The sequence below is a fragment of the Flavobacterium sp. HJSW_4 genome (assembly GCF_042436695.1).
Taxonomy (GTDB): domain Bacteria; phylum Bacteroidota; class Bacteroidia; order Flavobacteriales; family Flavobacteriaceae; genus Flavobacterium.
On sequence record NZ_JBHNPP010000017.1, the window covers coordinates 24139 to 45099 of the forward strand.

The 20961-nt window shown below is 32.8% G+C and carries 19 protein-coding genes; 13 read left to right on the forward strand and 6 right to left on the reverse strand.

Annotated elements, in window-relative coordinates; genetic code table 11:
* Window positions 1–12: 12 nt before the first annotated feature.
* On the reverse strand, window positions 13–645 hold the full coding sequence (locus ACE01P_RS15965; RefSeq protein ID WP_379699707.1) for a nitroreductase: 633 nt from the start codon (window positions 643–645) through the stop codon (window positions 13–15).
* Between the two features lie 273 nt (window positions 646–918).
* Here ACE01P_RS15965 and ACE01P_RS15970 point away from each other — a divergent pair, with 273 nt between their 5' ends.
* Window positions 919–2031 carry a taurine catabolism dioxygenase TauD gene (locus ACE01P_RS15970; RefSeq protein WP_379699709.1) on the forward strand — a complete coding sequence of 371 codons (1113 nt, stop codon included), beginning with the start codon at window positions 919–921 and terminating at the stop codon, window positions 2029–2031.
* Window positions 2032–2234: 203 nt separating this feature from the next.
* Here ACE01P_RS15970 and ACE01P_RS15975 read toward each other — a convergent pair whose 3' ends face one another.
* Complete coding sequence (locus ACE01P_RS15975) at window positions 2235–3521, reverse strand: hypothetical protein (RefSeq protein ID WP_379699712.1); 1287 nt, start codon at window positions 3519–3521, stop codon at window positions 2235–2237.
* A 419-nt stretch (window positions 3522–3940) separates the two neighbouring features.
* Between ACE01P_RS15975 and ACE01P_RS15980 the strand changes: the two genes are divergently transcribed.
* From ACE01P_RS15980 to ACE01P_RS16005, 6 genes are all read left to right on the forward strand, one after another.
* Window positions 3941–4528 carry an RNA polymerase sigma-70 factor gene (locus tag ACE01P_RS15980; protein WP_379699714.1) on the forward strand — a complete coding sequence of 196 codons (588 nt, stop codon included), beginning with the start codon at window positions 3941–3943 and terminating at the stop codon, window positions 4526–4528.
* Between the two features lie 90 nt (window positions 4529–4618).
* The gene (locus ACE01P_RS15985) at window positions 4619–5548 is read left to right on the forward strand and encodes a FecR family protein (RefSeq protein WP_379699716.1); all 930 of its coding nucleotides are present in this window, start codon (window positions 4619–4621) and stop codon (window positions 5546–5548) included.
* Window positions 5549–5693: 145 nt separating this feature from the next.
* Entirely contained in the window at window positions 5694–9071 is a 3378-nt protein-coding gene (locus ACE01P_RS15990; protein WP_379699718.1) for a SusC/RagA family TonB-linked outer membrane protein, read from the forward strand.
* A gap of 7 nt (window positions 9072–9078) precedes the next feature.
* On the forward strand, window positions 9079–10512 hold the full coding sequence (locus ACE01P_RS15995) for a SusD/RagB family nutrient-binding outer membrane lipoprotein (protein WP_379699721.1): 1434 nt from the start codon (window positions 9079–9081) through the stop codon (window positions 10510–10512).
* Between the two features lie 9 nt (window positions 10513–10521).
* Window positions 10522–12096 carry a calcineurin-like phosphoesterase C-terminal domain-containing protein gene (locus ACE01P_RS16000; protein ID WP_379699724.1) on the forward strand — a complete coding sequence of 525 codons (1575 nt, stop codon included), beginning with the start codon at window positions 10522–10524 and terminating at the stop codon, window positions 12094–12096.
* Between the two features lie 14 nt (window positions 12097–12110).
* The gene (locus tag ACE01P_RS16005) at window positions 12111–13013 is read left to right on the forward strand and encodes a glycerophosphodiester phosphodiesterase family protein (RefSeq protein WP_379699726.1); all 903 of its coding nucleotides are present in this window, start codon (window positions 12111–12113) and stop codon (window positions 13011–13013) included.
* Window positions 13014–13083: 70 nt separating this feature from the next.
* Here the strand turns inward: ACE01P_RS16005 and ACE01P_RS16010 are convergent, their stop codons facing one another.
* On the reverse strand, window positions 13084–13905 hold the full coding sequence (locus ACE01P_RS16010) for a hypothetical protein (protein ID WP_379699728.1): 822 nt from the start codon (window positions 13903–13905) through the stop codon (window positions 13084–13086).
* A gap of 87 nt (window positions 13906–13992) precedes the next feature.
* Window positions 13993–14793 (reverse strand): helix-turn-helix domain-containing protein, encoded by an 801-nt coding sequence (locus ACE01P_RS16015; protein WP_379699731.1) that lies wholly within the window; start codon window positions 14791–14793, stop codon window positions 13993–13995.
* Between the two features lie 713 nt (window positions 14794–15506).
* Here ACE01P_RS16015 and ACE01P_RS16020 point away from each other — a divergent pair.
* Window positions 15507–15749 (forward strand): hypothetical protein, encoded by a 243-nt coding sequence (locus tag ACE01P_RS16020; RefSeq protein ID WP_379699734.1) that lies wholly within the window; start codon window positions 15507–15509, stop codon window positions 15747–15749.
* Window positions 15750–15768: 19 nt separating this feature from the next.
* Here ACE01P_RS16020 and ACE01P_RS16025 read toward each other — a convergent pair whose 3' ends face one another.
* Window positions 15769–16269 (reverse strand): DNA-deoxyinosine glycosylase, encoded by a 501-nt coding sequence (locus ACE01P_RS16025; RefSeq protein WP_379699737.1) that lies wholly within the window; start codon window positions 16267–16269, stop codon window positions 15769–15771.
* A 338-nt stretch (window positions 16270–16607) separates the two neighbouring features.
* On the opposite strand from ACE01P_RS16025, the gene ACE01P_RS16030 reads away from it, so the two are divergent.
* The 4 genes from ACE01P_RS16030 (at window position 16608) to ACE01P_RS16045 (ending at window position 18741) form a co-directional block, all read left to right on the forward strand.
* Window positions 16608–16862, forward strand: a complete 255-nt coding sequence (locus ACE01P_RS16030) for a hypothetical protein (protein WP_379699739.1) — start codon at window positions 16608–16610, stop codon at window positions 16860–16862.
* A 230-nt stretch (window positions 16863–17092) separates the two neighbouring features.
* Window positions 17093–17587: a hypothetical protein gene (locus ACE01P_RS16035; protein WP_379699741.1), complete on the forward strand. Its 495-nt coding sequence runs from the start codon at window positions 17093–17095 to the stop codon at window positions 17585–17587.
* A gap of 93 nt (window positions 17588–17680) precedes the next feature.
* A complete protein-coding gene (locus ACE01P_RS16040) occupies window positions 17681–18298 on the forward strand; it encodes a hypothetical protein (protein WP_379699743.1) in 618 nt (205 codons plus the stop codon).
* Window positions 18299–18312: 14 nt separating this feature from the next.
* Window positions 18313–18741: a DUF5958 family protein gene (locus ACE01P_RS16045; protein ID WP_379699745.1), complete on the forward strand. Its 429-nt coding sequence runs from the start codon at window positions 18313–18315 to the stop codon at window positions 18739–18741.
* A 105-nt stretch (window positions 18742–18846) separates the two neighbouring features.
* On the opposite strand, the gene bioB is transcribed toward ACE01P_RS16045, so the two are convergent.
* Entirely contained in the window at window positions 18847–19836 is a 990-nt protein-coding gene (gene bioB, locus ACE01P_RS16050) for a biotin synthase BioB (RefSeq protein WP_379699747.1), read from the reverse strand.
* A gap of 339 nt (window positions 19837–20175) precedes the next feature.
* On the opposite strand from bioB, the gene ACE01P_RS16055 reads away from it, so the two are divergent.
* On the forward strand, window positions 20176–20778 hold the full coding sequence (locus tag ACE01P_RS16055) for a murein L,D-transpeptidase catalytic domain-containing protein (RefSeq protein ID WP_379699749.1): 603 nt from the start codon (window positions 20176–20178) through the stop codon (window positions 20776–20778).
* The last annotated feature ends 183 nt before the right edge of the window (window positions 20779–20961 follow it).

Here is a 20961-nt window from a genome sequence, read left to right on the forward strand (position 1 = left end):
TTCAGTTAATGATTATTTTAAAAAGGAAACTTTCTTCGATAGAGGAGTTCTCTTTTTTTTTGAAATTTTTAAATCAGAAGGATAATATCCGAGATAGAGGAGACCTAGTGATTTTTCATTGTCAGCAAGCCCAAATTGGGAAACATAATCTATTGCAACCTGTTTTGTACTCCAGTAATTTCCAATATTGTATGCCGTGCAGGTTAAAGCAATATTTTGGACAGCTGATGATACGGCAGCAATTTCCTCCCATTCGGGAAGATTAATTTTGGTATTCCGAACCATTACGATACCAATTAGACAGGCCGCATTTAGAGGATAGTTTTTGAGATACTCCAGTTTTTCGATCCTAGCTTGTGCACTGAGCTCGGAATAAGAATCTTTGAAGTAATCTGCCATGAAAATGCCATATTGTTCGAGATAGCTGTCTTTTAAAACAAGAAATCTCCAGGGTTCTGTCATTTTATGGTTTGGCGCCCAGAGCGCATTGGTCAAAATTTCTTCTAATAGTTTATCTGGAATTTCCTTTTTTATAAAATCTCCTGCGTAAACACTTCGTCTGGCTCGGATGATTTTAGAAATTTTTTTCTGTCGATGTACACTTTCTGACAGCTTAATTTCATTGACTTTCGTACTAATATTCATATTTTTTTTAAAAATTAATTAAGAAAATTCTTTTTTTAAAATGCAAAACTAAATATATTTGTAAGTAGATTTTATTTAGAATGAATAAAAACAGCGTAAACAAATGTAGAAATTAATCTTTATAAAAAAAAATAAAACAGTAAAAAAATATACGAAATTCTTTACATTTTAATAATGTATTTGAATGATGTTTTATTTGTATATTGGTTGTTTTCAGTAGTTTGTGTTTTTTATTTATCCAAATTTTTATTAACTATAAAATAAACGTAAGAAATGAAATCACAGTCAGTAATTGAAGATGAAATACCAGTTAGAGAAAATTATGCTTATCAAATTCCTACAAGTCCACTAATTGTAGAAATTACGCCCCAAGAGAGAAACATTTTATCTAATGTTGGGACTCTTTTAGAGAAGGCGTTTCGCTCCTATGAAAACCCAGATTATATTGCAGCGCTTCATCTTCATTCTTTTCAATTGTTGCCTGAAAGAATAGCTAGGATTTTAAGCCAGTTTGGAACAGACTTTTCAGCAGACCAATATGGAGCAATTGTTTTTAAAGGACTTTTGGAAGTTGATCAGGAATATTTAGGGCCGACACCTGCAAACTGGCAGAGTGCAGATTACTCAAAACTTAATAAATATGGCTTTATCTGTTCGTTATTGCATGGCGCTGTACCGTCCAAACCTGTTCAGTATTATGCTCAACGAAAGGGTGGCGGAATACTTCATGCTGTAATTCCAGACGAAAAAATGGCAGCAACGCAGACAGGTTCAGGATCAAAAACAGATTTATATGTTCATACAGAAGATGCATTTCTTCTTCATCAGGCAGATTTTTTGAGTTTCTTGTATCTTCGAAATGAAGAAAGAGTTCCTTCGACACTTTATTCTGTAAGATCGCATGGTAAAATAAATCCTATAATGGAAAAACTTTTTGAGCCAATTTACCAATGTCCAAAAGATGCCAATTACGAGGAGGAAATTAATGAAGGTCCACTGGCTTCTGTTTTATACGGAAATAAAGAATTGCCTTTTATAAGATTTGACGCTGCCGAGCAGATTTTTAATGAAAAGGCAGGGCAGACTCCCGAAGCATTGTACAATTTAACGGAATTCTGGAACGAGGCAAAAGAGTTAATAAACAGCGAATATATTCCTGATTCAGGAGATGTTATTTTTGTCAATAATCATTTGTGTGCGCACGGAAGAAGTGCTTTTACAGCAGGACAAAGAGAGGAGAATGGTAAAATTGTCAAATGTGAGAGACGACAGATGCTTAGAATGATGAGTAAAACGAGTTTAATTCATATTAGATCTATGACGCATACTGATGATCCATATTTTGTCATGGAAGAACATTTAGGGAAAGCTTTTGATCTGGATTAAAAGCTAGATTGAATTAAAAAGAGATATCAGATTTGATATCTCTTTTTTTTTATGATATTAAGTTTAAACTGCATCCGTTTGCAGAAGATGTAGAATAAAAAATCTTTTCTTCAAAAGTTTTTTCTTGAGGAAAAGGTTAAACAAAAAAAAGAGGAAACGGCCTGTGAAGGTGTTTCCTCTTTTTTTATGGATATTTTAAAAACTTATTTTCCGCTAGACGCTGTGATTTTTCCTAATTGAAGTCTGAAATCTGGTCTTTTTCCATTGTAGATATCTACGAAAGTTTCTTTATTGTCAGTTTGTGAATAAACATTAGAGAAAACACTATTTCCGTACCAGTTCTCTAAATCAGAATTATCTTTATTGTTTTCTGTAAAAATGTTTCCAGTACATTGGTTGAAAAACATTTCTTCAAATTTGATTTTCTTCAAGTTATCACCATTTACTACAGTTTGGCTATCTAATAAAACAGCTGGATTAAATCCTGAAACAACACTTCTTTTAAGTTCTAATGAAGTATTATCAGCTACGTAAATTGCTTCTTTAACTAAACCAGATTGAATATCAGCTTTAATGTTTTCGCTGTCGTTAAGCATAGTAAGGTTTGATGCAGAAACGAAAGTTGATTTTCTAGTAAAGTCTGTTTCACTTTTCTTTTCAAAAGCCTTAACCTCTAAACATCTTGAACCATCTTTGTTACTTGATAGGTAAGAAGATCTCACAGCTAAAGAGTTAAACAAACGGCATTGTGCTCCTTGAGTAATTTTAAAATCGTCGTTGATTGATTTATAAGAAACTAATTGAGAAGCATTTAAATCTCCACCGTAAAAAGCAAATGAATCTCCACCTGAGTAGCTAACCATAATGTTTTCTAAAACAGTTTTATTTCCAGCTCCAGCAACAGTAAGTCCATTAAAGCTATCTGCTCCTTTTACTTTTTTTCCAGCAAATTCGATTCTAACAAATTTCAAAACTCCTGAGCTTGCTGCTACATTGTTTCCACCGTATACAGTTAAAGCAGGATCAAGATCCATGTTATAAGAACCTACACCACCAAATTTATTGATAGGCGCATCACCAAGGATTACTAAACCACCCCAGTCGCCAGCTTTTTTCATGCTAGCATTTGAAGTAAATACGATAGGGTCAGTTTCTTGACCTTCTGCCATAATTTTAGCTCCTTTAGTAATAACAAGAGTTGCCTTGCTTGCAACATCTCCGATTATTACAGTTCCTGGATCAATTGTCAATACTGCATTATTAGTTACATATACATTACCTTGAAGGATGTATACATTTTTTTTCATCAGTTTAGTGTTTTCGGTAATATTACCAGCAAGAATTTGATTAGCTTCTTTAGAATCAGCTTTTTGTGGCTTAAATTCTGTCCAGTTGTCTAACCAGTTAGTGTATCCGATAATTCCTTTTTCTTGTTGAGCACTTACTCCTGCAGCGAACAGTAAGCAGATCATTAGAGTAATTTTTTTCATAGTCTGGGGCTATTTGGTATTACATTTTTTTTAATGCTTCTAAAATGAAGTCTAAAGTTCTTTTGTTATTGAAACGTGAGTTGGAGAAAAATATTTTATCGCAACTGTAAGAATTTTTAAAACTACTTTCTTAGAGCATCTATTACAAATATAAAGAAAAATATTAGAGTTTACGGGGCTTTACTCAATATTTAACATTTGTTGAAGTTAAGATTATGAATGAGAAGCCTCTTTGATGAAAGCTGATATCTTCTAACTTAAGTAATATATTTTATTACAGTTTGTTTTTCAATAAGATACAAACGTTGTTTATGTTTCGAAACCAATTAAATCAGCCTTCTAATTAATTTAACACAAAGTTAAATTAAGTTCTTAGGTATTTTTTGTCTGTTGCTTTTCATTTGTTTTTTTAATTAAACATGGAAAAAGATCTTTTGAAAATGGCTGACGATGAACTTCAAAAATTAATTTTTGAGGGAAATGATACTGCGTTTTCAATTATTTTTAACCGTTATTGGAAAAAGCTTTATGCCTATGCTTTTAAGATTTATAAAGATGAAGCAGTTTGCGAAGACATGGTGCAGGAAATCTTTATCAGTCTTTGGAAAAATGCATCAAGTACAGTAATCTTAAATCTTGAAGCTTATCTTTTTAGAGCTGTAAAATATAAAATTGCCAATCAGATTAGAAACTTAAAATTTGATCAGCAGCATATTGAAGTATTAGATACGATTCCAGATCCAGGTTTTACCATCAATGACTTGGAATATATTGATTTTGAGAAAAATATCAATGATCAAATTGATAAACTGACTCCGAAATGCCGAGAGGTTTTTTTGCTTAGCAGAATTGATAATTTTACTAATGCAGAAATAGCCGAAAAACTTAATCTATCTATTTACACGGTAGAAAAGCATATTAGCAATGCTCTGAAGCAGCTTCGTTTAAATTCTGCATCATATAATTATCTTCTTTTTTACTGGGCGGCATTCTTTTATGTTAACTAAAAAACACTCGTTTTAAGAAAACGTTAAGCCTGCTTTTTCGACTACTTGTTCAATTCAAAAAATGTGACTTGTATATAAAAGCATATTATTTTGAAAAAAGAAACCTTTCTGCTTCTTGCAGAAAAATACGAAAAAGGTACTTGCACACCAGAAGAAAAAATAGCTGTTGAAGCTTTTTTTGATAAGATGCAAAATCAAACATTAGATATCGAAAATGATATATCTGATGATAAAGGCGATGTAATTCTAAACAAAATATTTTCAGAATTACAAGTTAAACAAAAAACATATTCTATTCGAAAAGCATTAAAAGTAGCAGCCGTTTTAGTTGTCGGACTAACAATTGCATTTACTGCAGCCAAATTTGCTTTCAAACCTGCAACAATTACCCAAGTTACTGCCAAAGGAGAAAAGAAAGAGATTTTTCTTGAAGACGGAAGTGTCATTGTACTAAACTCTAATAGTAGCGTTACGTATCCCGAAGAATTTGACTCGACAAGAAATATAGAACTTGTTGGACAGGCTTTTTTTAAAGTTTTTAGAGACGTCAAACGACCTTTTATTGTACAAACTCATGATGTAAAAGTTAGGGTTCTCGGAACTTCATTTGACATCAATTCTTATAATCATCACGATACAAAAGTGAGTGTCATTACAGGAAAAGTGGAAGTTACTTCTCCAACTGGAAAAAAAGTGCAAATCACTAAAAATCAGCAAGCCGATTTAATCAAAAATTCAGATTTAAAGATTTCTAAAGAAAATAGCGATGATAAAATCGCTTGGATTAGCAACACGATTATTCTTAAAAATACCAAACTTTCTGAAACGGTTAAAATTATCGAAAACTGGTACAACGTCGATATTGTAATTGAAGATCAAGAACTTAATGATCTTACTATTTCAGGAAAGTTTAAAGATGAAAAACTGGAGAATGTTCTAGAAAGTATTGCCTATTTGAAACAGCTAAAAATAAATTACACAACTAAAAACCAAATCAGTATAAGAAAAAAGACGCCATAAGAAAATAAAAAGCAAAACCCGCTTCCGGTGCAACGGAAACGGGCTTTTAGAAAAGACTAAAAATAAAATTTATAGCCTAATAGTAATGAACACGAAACTACAATTTTTTTTCAATAAGTATATAAAGATGAAAAATCTTTACTTAATGATTTTATTAATTTTTTCCTTTAACGGATTTGCCTTAGGTCAATCTGCTAAAGACGTACAAATAAGCCTAAATTTAAAAGATGCTACAATTACAGAATTTTTTAAAGCAGTAGAACAAAAAACGACTTTCACTTTTGTTTTTGATGAAAAAATATCGGGAACAGCACAAAGAATTTCGATTTATGTAGAAAAAGAAAGCCTTGACGGAGTTCTAAATAAAATTGCAGCAAAAACCGGATTGTCATTTAGAAAATTGAACAACACGATTGCCGTTACGCACAATGCACGCGCGCAGATGAATGTTCGCGGAAAAGTACTAGACGAAAGCGGAATGCCAATGCCAGGAGTTACCATTCTAGAAAAAGGAACAAAAACTTCTACGATGACTGATATGGAAGGTAATTTCAGTTTTGCTGTAAGTTCGTCGGCTGTTTTGGTAATTTCTTATGTGGGATATAATTCTCAGGAAGTTGCTGCCAGCGCTAGTCCAATTATTGTGACAATGAAATTGAGCACAAGCGAATTGAATGAAGTTGTCGTAACTGCATTAGGAATTAAAAGAGAAGAAAAAAGATTAGGATTCTCTCAGCAAACCATAAAATCGGAGAATTTATCGCAAGGAAGACCTAATAACTGGTCGTCTGGTCTTAAAGGAAAAGTTGCAGGATTAAGCATAACTTCAACGGGTTCTGGTCCTTTAAATTCACAGCAGATTACACTTAGAGGAAACAGATCTTTAAGCCCAAAAGGAAATTACGCGCTTATTGTGGTAGATGGTGTTCCAGTGAATGCGGAAATGACAACGTCTGGTTCTACAAGCGCGTATATGGGAGAAGATTCTCCAATTGATTACGGAAACGGAATTTCTGATTTAAATCTTGATGATATTGATGCGGTAACAGTTCTTAAAGGCGCAGGTGCAACTGCGCTTTACGGAAGTCGCGCGGCAAATGGAGCTTTGATTATTACAACAAAATCAGGAAAGAAAAATAAAGGTCTAGGAATTTCATTCAATACTGGAGCTACTTTCGATGTAATTCAAAGATGGCCAGATTATCAGTATAGTTACGGACAAGGAACAGGAAATTCTCCAGATACATCTGGTAACCAATATTATTCTTATGGGAATTCTGCGGATGGAACTTCAACAAGCGGAACGAGCAGTGCTTGGGGACCAGCTTTTACAGGACAAAATTTCTACCAATATGATCCTGCCGTGCAAGGTCAATCTGCTGGAAGACTTCCGTGGCAATCTTATCGAGATAACCGTAAAGATTTCTGGAGAACGGGTGTGACTTTAAACAATAACATTTCTATTCAAGGCGGTGACAATAAAGGTTCGATGCGTCTTTCTCTTGGAAATCAAAAGAATGAATGGATTATGCCAAATACTGGTTTTGATAGAGTTACAGCTGCTGTAAACGCCAATTATCAGGTTTCTGATAAAATTAAACTGGGAACAACAGTAAATTACAATACTAGAAATAGTGATAATCTTCCTTCTACAGGATACAATAACGGATCTATCGCTTATTTCATGATTTTCCAACAGCCTAATATTGATTTAGATTGGTATCGCCCGATTTGGGAGAAAGGAAAAGAGCAGATTCAGCAGTTGCATCCTTTTAGTTCTTTCATCGACAATCCGTATTTGATTGCTTATGAGGCTACAAATACTTTAGACAGCGATCAGATTGTGGGTAATATTTTTGCGAATATCACTTTGTCTCCAAATTTAGAGTTGATGTTGCGTTCTTCTATGAATACGTACAATCAGACCAGAGAACAAAAAAGACCTTACAGTATCAACAGATATGCGAAAGGTTTTTATGAAAGACAAGATGTTTTCAAACAAGAAGTTAACTCAGACTTTTTACTTTCTTATAAAAAGGATTTCGGAGATAAATTCTCGCTTTCAGCTTCAGCTGGAGGAAATTCAATGAGCTATAAATACAGAAGAACTGAAGCTGAAGTAACTGGTTTGGTTGTTCCTGGAGTTTACAAACTTTCAAATGGTTCTAGTGCGCCAATTTTGACTTTGGGTGATGCTAATAAAAAAATGAACAGTTTATATGGTTTAATATCAATGTCATATCGCGATATGCTTTTTGTTGACGTAACAGGAAGAAACGACTGGACAAGTACGCTTCCGGTAGAAAACAATTCATTCTTTTATCCGTCAATTAATACCAGTGCGGTGATTTCTGAAATGTTTACGCTTCCTAAAACAATTGATTTTTTAAAATACAGACTTTCTTTTGCTCAAGTAGGAAATGATACAGAACCTTATAAAACACAGAAATATTACGGGCAAAGTGCTTTTCCGAGTTCTGCACAGACATTGACGGTTTTGTATAACGATCATTTTAAACCTGAAATTACTACAAGTTTTGAAACGGGTTTTGAAATTAGAATGCTGAAAAATAGACTTACAGCTGATGCAACAGTTTATGAAAGTATAACGAAAAACCAGATTATTGATATTCCGATGGATTTTTCTACAGGTTACAGCGGAGCAGTTTTAAACGGAGGAAAAGTTAGAAACCGTGGAATTGAGCTTACGCTTGGCGGAAAAATTATTGATGGCGAAAATTTCAAATGGAATTCGACTATAAACTGGTCGCGCAACTGGAATAAAGTAATGGAATTGCCAGAAGGAATCGACGGTCAGCAGATAATTGGTACTGGAGGAACAGCTTCTATTATAGCAAAAGTCAGCGGAACTACAAGTGCTATTTATGGTTTCGGATTTGTGAGATCTCCTGATGGTCAAATTGTTTACGATGACGCAGGTCTTCCGGCTTATCCTGAAGAAATACAATACATTGGAGACGCAAGTCCAAAATGGAAAGCGGGTTTAACGAATAGTTTTTCGATTGGAAATTTTACTATGAATGTGACTGTTGACGGTCAGTATGGCGGTATTATTTATTCTCAGACGCACCACAAACTTTCTGAGCAAGGAAAATTAAATTCAAATAATTTGGGTAGGACAGACGGTTTCATCATCGGTGATGGTGTAGTTCAAAATGCAGACGGTTCTTATTCTCAAAATACAAAACAAGTAAAAACTGCAGATTGGTATGGTCGTTATTACCGAAGAGCAAACATCGAGTCAAACTCTTTCGATGCTTCTTTTGGAAAACTTCGTGAAATCAGTCTTCAATACAATCTTCCAAAAAGATGGCTGAAAAATACGGGATTGCAATCTCTTCAATTTTCAGTATTCGGAAGAGATTTAGCTACCGTTTCAGATTTCCCAATTTATGATCCAGAAACAGCAGCATTAAACGGAGATACTATTTTACCAGGTATAGAAATGGGGCAGATGCCTTCTCCAGCAACTTATGGTTTCAATTTAAGTTTGACTTTATAATAAGACAATGAAAAAGATAAAAATTACAGCAATAATCCTTTTACTTACAGGAATTAGTGTTTCTTGTTCATCAGGTTTTGAAGAACTTAACGAGAATCCTAATCTTATCACAGAAATTAGTCCAGGAACATTATTGAATCCGATTATTTACGGAATTGCTTCGCAGAATGCCACTCAAAGTGTAGATGTTACTTTCAATCTTATGCAGGTTTCGCTTCCTTTTCCAAGTATTACTGGAGGTTTGCATCGTTATGATGTGAGCAATAATATCGGTAACTCGGCTTGGAATAATTATTATAAATGGCTTTCGAATATTAGAGAAATGCGAATGGCTTCTGTAAAAGCTGGAGACGGCAATTACGAAGCAGTTGCTTTAACGCTTAATGCTTTGGTTTACGCCAATCTTACGGATCTTTTTGGGCCAGTTCCAATGACGGAAGCAGTTCGTGGAGAAGACGGAATTTTATATCCAAAATACGACAAACAAGAGTTTATTTACGAAACGCTTTTAGCAGATTTAGAAAGAGCCAATACGCTTTATGACACCAGTAAAGCCATGATTTATACAGAAGACATTTTGTTTCAGAATAATGTTTTGAAATGGAAGAAGTTTACGAATTCTTTAAAAATGAGATTGCTATTAAGAGTTTCGAACAGAACAGAAATGGGCGCTTTTCAGAAATTGGCTTATATGTCAGATCATCCAGAAATTTATCCTGTTTTTACTACTACTGCCGAAAGTGCTATTTTGAAAATAACGGGTGTTTCTCCGAATATGTCTCCGTGGGGAAGACCTCAAGATTTTAATTTGAATATCAAAATGGCTTCTTTCTTTATTGATAATTTAAATACGCTTGAAGATCCGAGAAGAGCCATAATTGCAACAGGAGCAACAGCTTTGGTAACCAATGCACCAATTGGTTTTAAAGGAATTACAAGTGCTTATGCAGGTTCAGATTCTCAGTTTAAATACAATGCTTCAACGCTTTTAAATACGCAAGTGCAAAATCCGATGCAGATCTTTCTTCTTACGTATGCTGAAGTTGAGTTTATCAAAGCAGAATTGGCACAACGTGGACTTATCGCAGATGCACAAGGGCATTACGAAAAAGGCGTTCGAGCTGGAATCGAGCAATTAAAAGCAACAACTCCGACAACATATTTCAGTAAACCTGAAGCACAATACGATGGAACGCTAGAAAGAATCATGCTGCAAAAATACTACGCTTTGTATTTTACAGATTATCAGCAGTGGTTTGAATACCGCAGAACTGGACTTCCTGTATTGCCAACAACAACTGCAATGCTTAATAACGGAGTGATGCCGTCAAGATTCACTTATCCAGATAATCAGCAGATTAAAAATAACGAAAACTATTTGGAAGCCGTTGAAATGGTTGGAGGTGACAATATCAATACTAAAGTTTGGTGGGATAAATAAATTTGAAAAATGAAAAAGACATTTATATATAGTGCATTGTTGTTTGGTAGTTTTTTAACCGCGCAAACAACTGTAAAAGGAATCGTTTATGAAGATTTAAATAAGAACGGTAAAAAAGAAAAAAAGGAAAAAGGAATCGCAAATGTTGCCGTTACCAATGGTCGTGAAGTAGTTTTGACGGATAAAAAAGGGAATTACGAACTTCAGTTAAAAGACGACGCGATTATAGCGGTAATCAAACCTTCAGCGTATAAAATTCAGGTGAATAAGGACAATTTACCTCAATTTTTCTACAATCATAAACCTTCGGGTTCGCCTAAAGGGAAGTTTGAAGGAGTGGCTCCAACGGGAAAACTTCCAGAATCGGTAGATTTCGGATTGATTCCGCAAAAGGAAACGGCTGATTTTACAGCGCTTGTTTTCGGAGATCCACAGCCTTACACGTTAGAAGAAGTTGATTTTTTTACAAGAGGAATTGTTTCTGAAGTAGAAGGAATCAAAAATATTCCATTCGGATTAAGTATGGGAGATTTGGTTGGGAATGATCTTAGTTTATTCAATCCGTACATTCAAGCAGTTAAAAAGGTTGGAATTCCGTGGTACAATCTTCTTGGAAATCACGATTTAAATTTTGATGCTAAAGCAGATAATTTAGCCGATGAAACTTACGAAGCTCATTTTGGTCCAGCTAATTATGCTTTCAATTATGGAAAAGTGCATTTTATTGTTTTGGATGATGTTTTGTATCCAGACCCAAGAGATCACGAAGGTTATTGGGGCGGATTTACTGAGGAACAAATGCAATTTATAGAAAATGATTTGAAAGTTGTTCCAAAGGATAATTTAATTGTGATGGCTTTCCATATTCCGATAAGTGAGCCAGATGCTAAAGACGATTCGTTTAGAGATGAAGACCGTCAGAAGTTATTTGAATTATTGAAAGATTTCCCGAATACGCTTTCTCTTTCAGCGCATACGCATTTGCAAAGGCAAGATTTTTTCGAAAAGAAAGACGGATGGTTACAAGAAACACCTCATCATCATTATAATATCGGAACAACTTCTGGAGATTGGTATTCAGGAAAACTGGATGAAAAAGGAATTCCAATTTCAGTGATGAGAGATGGAACGCCAAAAGGGTATGCTTTTATTCATTTTAATGGAAATAAATATACTGTTGATTACAAAGTGGCAGGAAAACCTGAGAATTACCAAATGAAAGTTTTTGCTCCAAAAGTAGTTGCTAAAGCGAAACGCACAAAATCTGGTGTGTTTGCCAATTTCTTTATGGGAAGTAAAAAAGACAAAGTGCAGTACCGAGTAGATCAAGGAGAATGGAAAGAAATGGAATATGTAGAAGTTCAAGATCCATCTTACGTAGAATTGGTTTACGAATGGGAATTGTCAGAAGTGCTTATGCCAGGAAAACGTTCATCTGATCCAGAAAAAAGTACACACGTTTGGAGAGGAAATATTCCTTCAGATCTTGCTATTGGAGAACATGCAATCGAGATCAAAGCAACTGATATGTTTGGTAAAACGCACAATGCAAATACTACTTACAGAATAGATAAAGTAAAATAATTGATTTAGAAAAGATGTTAAAAATCAAAGAGATAATCTGTGTTTTAATAGCAGTTTTGGCAGTATATTCTTGTGGAAGTCAGAAAGCGATAACTTCAAAAAATGTTATAGAAGTGCAAGGCCATCGTGGCGATCGCGGGAACTTTCCTGAGAATTCAATTCCAGCTTTTTTGAGCGCTGTAAAAAAAGGTGCTGATGTTCTGGAACTTGATGTTGTAATTTCTAAAGATCAAAAAGTGGTCGTTTCTCACGAAGCTTTTATGTCTTCGCAATATATGTCTGATTTTGCAGGGAACGCAATTGCGAAGGATAAAGAAAAGAGCTATAATCTTTATGAAATGACTTACGACAGCATCAGAAAGTTTGATGGAGGTTCGAGAGGGAATGCCAATTTCCCAATGCAGCAAAAACAGAAAACATATAAACCATTGCTATCAGAAGTTATCGAGACTGTCGAGGATTTTATCAAAGAGAACAATCTTAAACCTGTTCGTTATAATATCGAAATCAAATCTGAAAAAGCTGATTATGGCAAAAGACAACCAGATCCAGAAATTTTTACTGAAATGGTGATGAAAGTTATTAAAGAAAAAGGTATTGAACAGAAGATAAATATTCAGTCTTTTGATCCTACGGTATTAAATGTGATGCATAAAAAATATCCAAAAATAAAATTGGCGTATTTGGTTGGAGAAGGAGCTATTGCTAAAAATCTTTCGCAGCTTGATTTTAAACCAGAAATTTATAGTCCGCATTATAAACTGTTAAACAAAGCAACAGTAGATTCTTTGAGAATTTTAAAAATGAAAATTATTCCTTGGACGGTTAATGATAATGTCGCAATCGACAATATGATTCAGCTTCAAGTTGACGGAATTATTACCGATTATCCAGAAAGAGTTTTGGGTAAGCGATAACTTGTGTTTTAATTGTTTTTTTTCAGAATAGGCCTTCAGTTTTATTGAAGGCCTATTTGCTTTGATTGTATTATCTAATTCGTGTAAAATTCAAATCGCCATTTTGTGTAGCAATAGTCAAACTAGAATGACTTAACCTGTATTTTCCTTTTAAGTAGTTTTTTGTTTTATTTAAACTATCGCTTGATTTTAAAGTTAAAGAGTCTTTTGTAAACGAATATTCTCCATTTGCAATGTTTTTTGACTCGCCAAGCTTGTTAATCTGAAAACTGCTCATCGATTCAAAATGAAAGCGTTCTTTGGTTTTGAGATTTTCCCAAGTTCCATAAAATTTATCTTCTTTCAAGTATTCGTCTTTCAAATTAGTAAACACAACAAAGAAGGTAATGAATACTGCTGGAATGTAAATGAATTTAACGATGCTGATTTTGTTTATCCATTTAGGTCTGTCGCTATTTTGAAACAGTGGCGGTTCCTGTATAAAATATTTTAGTAAAGCTTTATAATCAGAAAATAATACAAATAGCGCCATTAGAGTTAATGTAATTGCGACTTCTTTTGCGCGAATTTCATAGGCAAAATCTGTTAGCAGAATATTGATCATAAAAGTGAGGAAAAGAATGATTCCGATTCTAGTAGTTTTTCTAAAAAATAGGAGAAGAGCGCTCGCAATTTGTGTAATAGCGATTACAAGTCCGTACCAATAACAGTAGCCATAATAATACCATGTAAGTCTAAAACCGTCTAAAGAGCCAATTGGCATATCGTAAACGCTGGGCTCAGATACAAACTGGGTTTTTAATATTTTAGCAAAGGCATACATAATTATAATTGTAGCGAGAGAATAGCGACACAAGGTGTGTAGGAAAAGATGAATTTTTTGCCAGTTCATATTTTTGAGATTTTTGGGTTTTACTTATTTTCAACTTGATAAAAGTAAATTATCCCAAAACCTTAGAATTGTACAAATGGAAACTGTTTAAACAAACAGCCAAATATTTTCTTTTTCTGTGTCTATATTTTTAAAAAACAATTGTGGATTCCTGTCGGTGAGCTCTTTAAAATTTCGAATAAAATGAGATTGATCATAGAAATCATGCTGTGATAATTCAGAAAAATTTCTACTTTCTTTCTGCTTTATAATGGAGTTTCTAAAACGGTGTATTTTTCGATATTCCGAAAGCGGTTTGCCAATATGTTTGGTAAAAATTTTATTCAAATACTGTCTGCTTATCTGATGTTTAAGCGCGATTTCTTCAATCTTTGCATCCGTTTCAATGTCAGAAAGTATTTTTTCCATTAAAGAAAAATCTTTGACTTGTAATTTTGAAAGCAGATAATTTTCAAGTTCTTCAATTTGTCTTTCTCTTGTGAAACCGAAAATTTCGATCATTTTTGCATTAAAGTCAGGCATAAACGTAAAATCCAATATAGTACTTTCCGAAAAAATGCTTTTTGAATCTTCTAAAAAGTAACTTATTCCTAAAGGTTTAAAATAAATGGTAACTTCATTAATAAGTTCTTTATAATGAATTTTCATAGGCTTCGTATAACGCGAAACCACACACGTCATGATGTTTTTAGTTGGCGAAGATTTTATGATAACTTCATTCTCTTTTACCTCAACATCAAGATCTTCATTAGTAGTCAAGATGCAAAAATTATTCGGGAAAGTTAAATATTGTATAGATTGTGAATTTTTATCTTTTGAAATAAAGTAATATCCTTCAATATATTTTTTTAAGATTTTATCTTTTGGCTTATAAAAATCCAGATTCATTTTATGGTATTTGAGGTAGTTAAAAAAACTAAAAATAGTAAATAAAAGGTTATATTATTATTATTATTATTATTATTATTATTATTATTATTGAATTGGTTGGATTATTTTTAGAGGATTTTCTGACGTCTAATTAGAAAAAAATAGTAAATCTTATTGTTTAAGATTTATTAATAGATCTGTATATAAAATATTTCTCTTTTTAAGGTTTTAGATAATTGTTCAGCCAAATTCTCTAACTTTTGTAGCTGATTCCTGTTTGAGTGTGCTTATTTCTACCCATTTGATAGGAAAACGACTCCCGTGTTTTTTTTTGGACTCATATTCTTTAAATCCAAATTTACTACTTAGTAAAGCACCAGTTAGACTTAAAGAACCTCCTGCAAGATATAAAATTGTATGATATAATCATAAGCTTCTTTTTCAGACGATACTTATGAGTTTGAACACTTTCGTGATTGATTCCAAGAAGATTAGTAATTTCATAAAATGCATGAAATCATCATGTTGCATTTTAACGGTTGAGGGTTCATTTTACAATTTCTGGTTTCAGATTATAAACTGAAACCATTTCCAGAGATTCAAAGAAAGAGATTAAAGTTTTTTCATTCTAATTTTAAATATTATTTCGATGCAGAATTTTTTGGTCTCTATATCGAAGTATCAAAAATGAATCTACAAGGTGAAATACAGTATTAATTAAATAAAAAGCTATGGCCGTTATTCCTGACGAATTGTATAATGTTAAATTTGCAGCGTACTTTGATTCTATGAAAGAATTGTACATACTAGATGAAAAATTTAAAGTTATATGCGACGCTTATTGTATAAGTACTGCTAAAACAGAACTTTATAAAGACAAAAGCGAAAAAAATTACCGACGTAGAATGAAGTTTGAAAATCTGTCAAGGGAATTAGAAGAAGAAATACTTTTTTACATCATGAGAAATAGGTAATTCTTTTACGGAATAATTTTTAGCGTATTTCAGAAAGAGCTGTTTGTGATACGATTTTCCATTGTTCTGTTTTCTCTGCTTTTGTTAAACCTGCATTTAGTCCGCTAGTCGAAGGTAAAGTGATATACGTTATGCCTTCTTGTGGTAAAGTGTGTTTCTGGAAGTATTTTGCAGCGGCTTTACTTTCAAAAAAGACATATTTGATATTAGGAAATTGTTTATGCAAGTTTTCAAAATCGTTTATTTTTTCTTCTGTTATTGTAGCATCACTGCTTCCTTCTCTTTTACAGCTTTCCAAAACATTCCAAAGTCCAATTTTATATTTTTTAACCAGCGCTTTTCGATCTTCATACGAGGTACTGAATTCTTCTTCAAAAATATCAAACAGAATTTTCCAAAACAGGTTTCCTCGATTAGCATAGTATTCTTGCTTGGCAATAGATTGTTCACCCGCCATTGTACCCATAATTAGAATAACTGTAGAATTGTCTATTAGTGGTTGTAAGGCTTTTTTATACATGTTTTTTTCTTCTTTCTTAGAAATGTAAAATTACCGATAAAGATTTGGATTTAGTTGAAAAGTTCACCTGAAAAGCTGCGCAAATGTCTCTGACTTTGCGCAATTTTTTTATCTTGTTTTTATATAATTTGTATTAGATTTGGTTTTAAAGTTGGAGGCATTTATAAATTTACGTTATTAAGAAGAATTAGAGTTACGCAAAGTCGGACACATTTGCGCAACGTATAAGGAATACTTCGGAGAGCGGGGGGAAATAATAAAACAAGGTTTAGGGATAAAAACAGGTATTGCTGAAGATGCAATTAACAAAAAACTACAAGAAAAATAAATTAAAAATCATGGATAATATTTTATTTTGGAATGACATTAATGATATGTATTGTACTATTACAGGGGTCGTACTAATCACTTCCGGTTATTTACTTGCAAAATCCTTTTGGAAATGGTGGAAAGAAATCAAGGATAAAAAACCTTCTGTCAGTCAATCTAATGCTTTACAAGGTTTTTGTGGAGGTATTGTCCTTTTTTTAGTTGGAATAATGCTACTTTATTATTCGTTCATTTTACCTCTCATGGGATGGCTTAAACATTGAAATAGTAATTTATTGGATAGAAAATGAGGCGATCAATGTAAGTCCCCCGATTACTATGGTTTATGCAAATGAAAAACTATATAATTTAAATCCCCGCTCTCCGAAGAGTTCTACTGTAAAGCTGCACAAATGTCTCTGACTTTGTGCAATTTTTTTATCTTGTTTTTCTATAATTTATTATTAGATTTGGTTTTAAAGTTGGAGACTTTTAGAAAATTTCAATAAAAAATATGAAGCAAATTTTTAAAATAGCAGGGTGTTGTGCAATTGTTTTATTTATCATTTCCTGTAATAACAAAAAAGAGCAAAACTTACAAGATGATTTGAAAAACGATCTTAATAAGAGTAAAATTTTATCTTGTAGTTTTCCTGACACAGTAAAGATAAATACAGTAATGGATGGCAAACTTCAATATGATGTAAGAAATATAGATTCTACTATAACTAGTAGTAGGTTTTTAGAACTTATCTTATCAACAAATATCAACAAAGAATTAGCTAATTACAATGAAGTTAATAATAATGCTTTATTGTCATATGTTGATTCATTAAACACAGGTAAATTTGAGTTTAAAGCTGTTTTTGAAAAGGAAGGTAAGCAAATTTTAAATATAGTTATACGAGATCATAAATTTTTGAAACCACAAAAAAATACATCACCAGACAAAATGACTTTAAGAACAAGTGATTGTTTATTCTCCAAAGAAGTTTATGTAGTCGATTAAAAAGAGGAAATGTTTTTCCCTGTCGAAGAGTTTTCATGAAAGCTTTACAAAGTCAAAGATATTTGTGTCACAGAGAATAAAATAACTTTAATTATGAATAAAATAATATTTTTAAGATTACTATTTATTGCTATTATGTTTGCAAGTTGTAATGGTCAAGTAATAAGTAAAGAAGATAGTAACGAATATCTTAAAAGTAAAGGTGAATTTGACAAGATTTTAACGTCTCATTTTCCAAATAAACTTGTTGCATATCCATATACAATTATCAACAATAAAAATAAAGCTAAAAACGATATTTGTTTCATGCTATACGAGCATGATGTAAATCCATTAAAAATTGATTCAGTTATAAATAAATATCATTTTATTGCTAAATATGCATACCAAGATTCATGTCTTTTTTTCATTAATAGATTCGAAACAAAATATACCTATGAAAATAGAAAAAAGGTTGAAATATTAGATTCATTGTTGGTAAATAGAGACTGCTATAAAATGAAATATCCAGTACCAAATTTTAAGATTTTTAATTCTATAGATGAAAGTTTTAATATTTATGTATTAGAAGCTAAATCAGGAAATCGTTTTGGAAATTTTAATTTACTGCCAAATCTACAAATGCCTCCTGAATGGCAAAATGGATATTCAAAAGGAATAGCAACGAGCAGAAAGAATAAGACTTTAATATATTGGGGCGTTATCTGGTAAAAGAAGATTAGAAAATGGAATTAGAAAACGTAATATTGGTTACTAAGTATGGACAGAGTGTTGTAGATATTGAGGATTTGATACTGATATTTAATACGTTTAGTCACGAGGAGAAAAAGAAGTATTTATATGATTTGCTTTTTTTCATTTTACAGGCCAAAGCTCAAGATGAAGATATTGAACCTGCTATTGAAAACAGTAAATTAAGAAGAACATACACACCCTGCGTAATAATCCAGAAAGGAGTTGGAACACATAATCTGAAAAGATTGCTAAATCTTCCAGAAAATGAACTCAATAAATCTTTAATATTACTTTTAAGCTTATTAAAAATAGCTTACATGAAGAGATTTGAAACAGAAAAAAAAGATTTGTATAAATGGTGGTACTGGGATTTATCAAAAGATGAAAATATTGAAGCCATTTTAAAGACATATAAATAACCTTCGCTTCGCAAAAGTTCTTTAACTAAAAAAAAAACTGCACAATCCTGAAAGTTTTCAAGATTGCACAGTTTTCGGGCTATAAAGGGTGATAATTTTTTTATTTTAAACCACAGAACAAGAACTTTTAGCTTCTTTAGTTAAAGGTTTCAGTCCGAGGTTTTGGAACATTTGCATGTCTTCTGATAATCCTGGGTTTGGCGTTACTAATAACGTTTCGCGTTCTCCTGTAAAAATAGAATTGGCTCCTGCCATAAAACACCAAGCTTGTTCTTCTTCGGTCATTTCAATGCGTCCGGCACTCAAACGAACAACAGATGCAGGCATAATAATACGCGCTGTGGCAATCATTCGAACCATATCCCAAATTGGTACTTTCGGATTATTTTCTAATGGAGTTCCTTTTACTCGAGCCAGTGCATTTACAGGAACAGATTCTGGATGAACTGGCATTGTCGCTAAAGTTGCCAACATAGAAACACGATCTGATGAGGTTTCTCCCAAACCAATAATTCCTCCAGAACACACAGTTATTCCTGCTTTTCTAACATTATTAATTGTATCCAAACGCTGGTCAAATTTTCGTGTACTGATGATTTCATCATAATAACTTTCTGAAGTATCCAAATTGTGATTATAAGCATATAAACCTGCTTCCTGAAGACGTATTGCTTGTTCTTCGGTAAGCATTCCCAATGTGCAGCAAACTTCCAAACCAAGATCGTTAACCCCTTTTACCATTTCGATAACACGGTCAAAATCTTTGTTATCGCGAACTTCGCGCCAAGCTGCGGCCATACAAAAGCGAGAAGAACCGCCGTCTTTTGCTTTTTGTGCATGTTCCAATACTTTTTCTGTTGGAAGAAGAGCTTGAACTTTTATATCAGTGTGATAGCGAGCCGCCTGTCCGCAGTAAGAGCAATCTTCTGGACAACCGCCTGTTTTTACAGAAAGCAAGGTGCAGACCTGTATTTCTGAGGGTTTATGCCAATTGCGATGTACAGTTGCAGCCTGAAAAACCAATTCTAATAAAGGCTGATCATAAATGGCCTGAATTTCTTCTCTGCTCCAGTCGTTTCTTATTTGTTCGTTCATTTTTTATTTTGATGCTTTATGATTTTTGGTCAAATGTATTGTTTTACTGTATCACCAAAATGTACCACTTTTTATATTATGGGTAGTCCGGTTAGAGAGAACAGTCAATTCTTCTTCTAAAGACAAAAAAAATGATCAGGCGATTTATAAACTTGATGCATTATGTGTTGCAGATTAACGTTAATTAATCAAACTTTAACGTTTAATATTGTTATTTCCAGATATTTATAATATCTTTAACTTATAATATGGGAATTGTATAAACTTTGTGCATAATTTTGCAGCAACAAATTATCAATAACCCCAAATTATCATTATTAACTTAACTATCAGCTTGGTATGAGAATATTTTTAGTGGCACTGCTTATTTCCTTAAGTTCCTTCACTACGATGAATGTACGAGAAGACGATGAAATATTAAGCGAACTTGAATTTGCAAGACTTACAGATCATGTAAATGAAATTAAGGCTTTTACAGCGACTAATCGCAAGTATAATGGCAAAATTGCTTTTCTTGTTGATATGAAGATTAAATCAGGAAAAAACCGTTTTTTTGTTTACGATTTAGAAAATAACCAAATCCTTGACCAGGGATTGGTTGCGCATGGCTCAGGTTCTGAGACAGGAATTAAAGGAGACATTCTTCAATTCAGTAATCTTCCGAATTCTAATTGCACTTCTTTAGGAAGATATTCAGTAGAAAAACCATATAAAGGTGTTTTCGGAAAAGCTTTTAGACTTGCAGGATTAGATGAAACGAACAACAATGCCATGAAACGTGCTATTGTATTGCACAAATACAAAGAAGTTCCTCAGGATGAGCAAGGTTACTACATCATCAACAGCCACGGATGTCCAATGGTGAACGATGAATTTTTTAAAAGACTTGAAAAATACATAGAGAGTTCAAATTCTAAAATCTTATTGTCTGTTTATTATTAAAATTAAATAACGGAACAATTAGTTTAGATTGAACTGATAAAACTTCAACTGATTTTAAACAGTATAAAATTTAAAAAGAGAACTTAGGTTCTCTTTTTTTTATGCCCAATTTTCGTCCCTTTTTATTTTTCTTTTAGCTATTAACTCCCGTAAACACTCAATAAATTAGGATAAACTTAACTT

Coding starts and splice junctions, on each gene's coding strand:
- ACE01P_RS15980 (WP_379699714.1), top strand. CDS start 3,941: ATGGAAAAAGATCTTTTGAAAATGGCTGACGATGAACTTCAAAAATTA.
- ACE01P_RS16030 (WP_379699739.1), top strand. CDS start 16,608: ATGGATAATATTTTATTTTGGAATGACATTAATGATATGTATTGTACT.
- ACE01P_RS16025 (WP_379699737.1), bottom strand. CDS start 16,269: ATGTATAAAAAAGCCTTACAACCACTAATAGACAATTCTACAGTTATT.
- ACE01P_RS16045 (WP_379699745.1), top strand. CDS start 18,313: ATGGAATTAGAAAACGTAATATTGGTTACTAAGTATGGACAGAGTGTT.
- ACE01P_RS16000 (WP_379699724.1), top strand. CDS start 10,522: ATGAAAAAGACATTTATATATAGTGCATTGTTGTTTGGTAGTTTTTTA.
- ACE01P_RS16010 (WP_379699728.1), bottom strand. CDS start 13,905: ATGAACTGGCAAAAAATTCATCTTTTCCTACACACCTTGTGTCGCTAT.
- ACE01P_RS15990 (WP_379699718.1), top strand. CDS start 5,694: ATGATTTTATTAATTTTTTCCTTTAACGGATTTGCCTTAGGTCAATCT.
- ACE01P_RS15995 (WP_379699721.1), top strand. CDS start 9,079: ATGAAAAAGATAAAAATTACAGCAATAATCCTTTTACTTACAGGAATT.
- bioB (WP_379699747.1), bottom strand. CDS start 19,836: ATGAACGAACAAATAAGAAACGACTGGAGCAGAGAAGAAATTCAGGCC.
- ACE01P_RS16005 (WP_379699726.1), top strand. CDS start 12,111: ATGTTAAAAATCAAAGAGATAATCTGTGTTTTAATAGCAGTTTTGGCA.
- ACE01P_RS16015 (WP_379699731.1), bottom strand. CDS start 14,793: ATGAATCTGGATTTTTATAAGCCAAAAGATAAAATCTTAAAAAAATAT.
- ACE01P_RS15970 (WP_379699709.1), top strand. CDS start 919: ATGAAATCACAGTCAGTAATTGAAGATGAAATACCAGTTAGAGAAAAT.
- ACE01P_RS16055 (WP_379699749.1), top strand. CDS start 20,176: ATGAGAATATTTTTAGTGGCACTGCTTATTTCCTTAAGTTCCTTCACT.
- ACE01P_RS16020 (WP_379699734.1), top strand. CDS start 15,507: ATGGCCGTTATTCCTGACGAATTGTATAATGTTAAATTTGCAGCGTAC.
- ACE01P_RS15965 (WP_379699707.1), bottom strand. CDS start 645: ATGAATATTAGTACGAAAGTCAATGAAATTAAGCTGTCAGAAAGTGTA.
- ACE01P_RS15975 (WP_379699712.1), bottom strand. CDS start 3,521: ATGAAAAAAATTACTCTAATGATCTGCTTACTGTTCGCTGCAGGAGTA.
- ACE01P_RS16035 (WP_379699741.1), top strand. CDS start 17,093: ATGAAGCAAATTTTTAAAATAGCAGGGTGTTGTGCAATTGTTTTATTT.
- ACE01P_RS16040 (WP_379699743.1), top strand. CDS start 17,681: ATGAATAAAATAATATTTTTAAGATTACTATTTATTGCTATTATGTTT.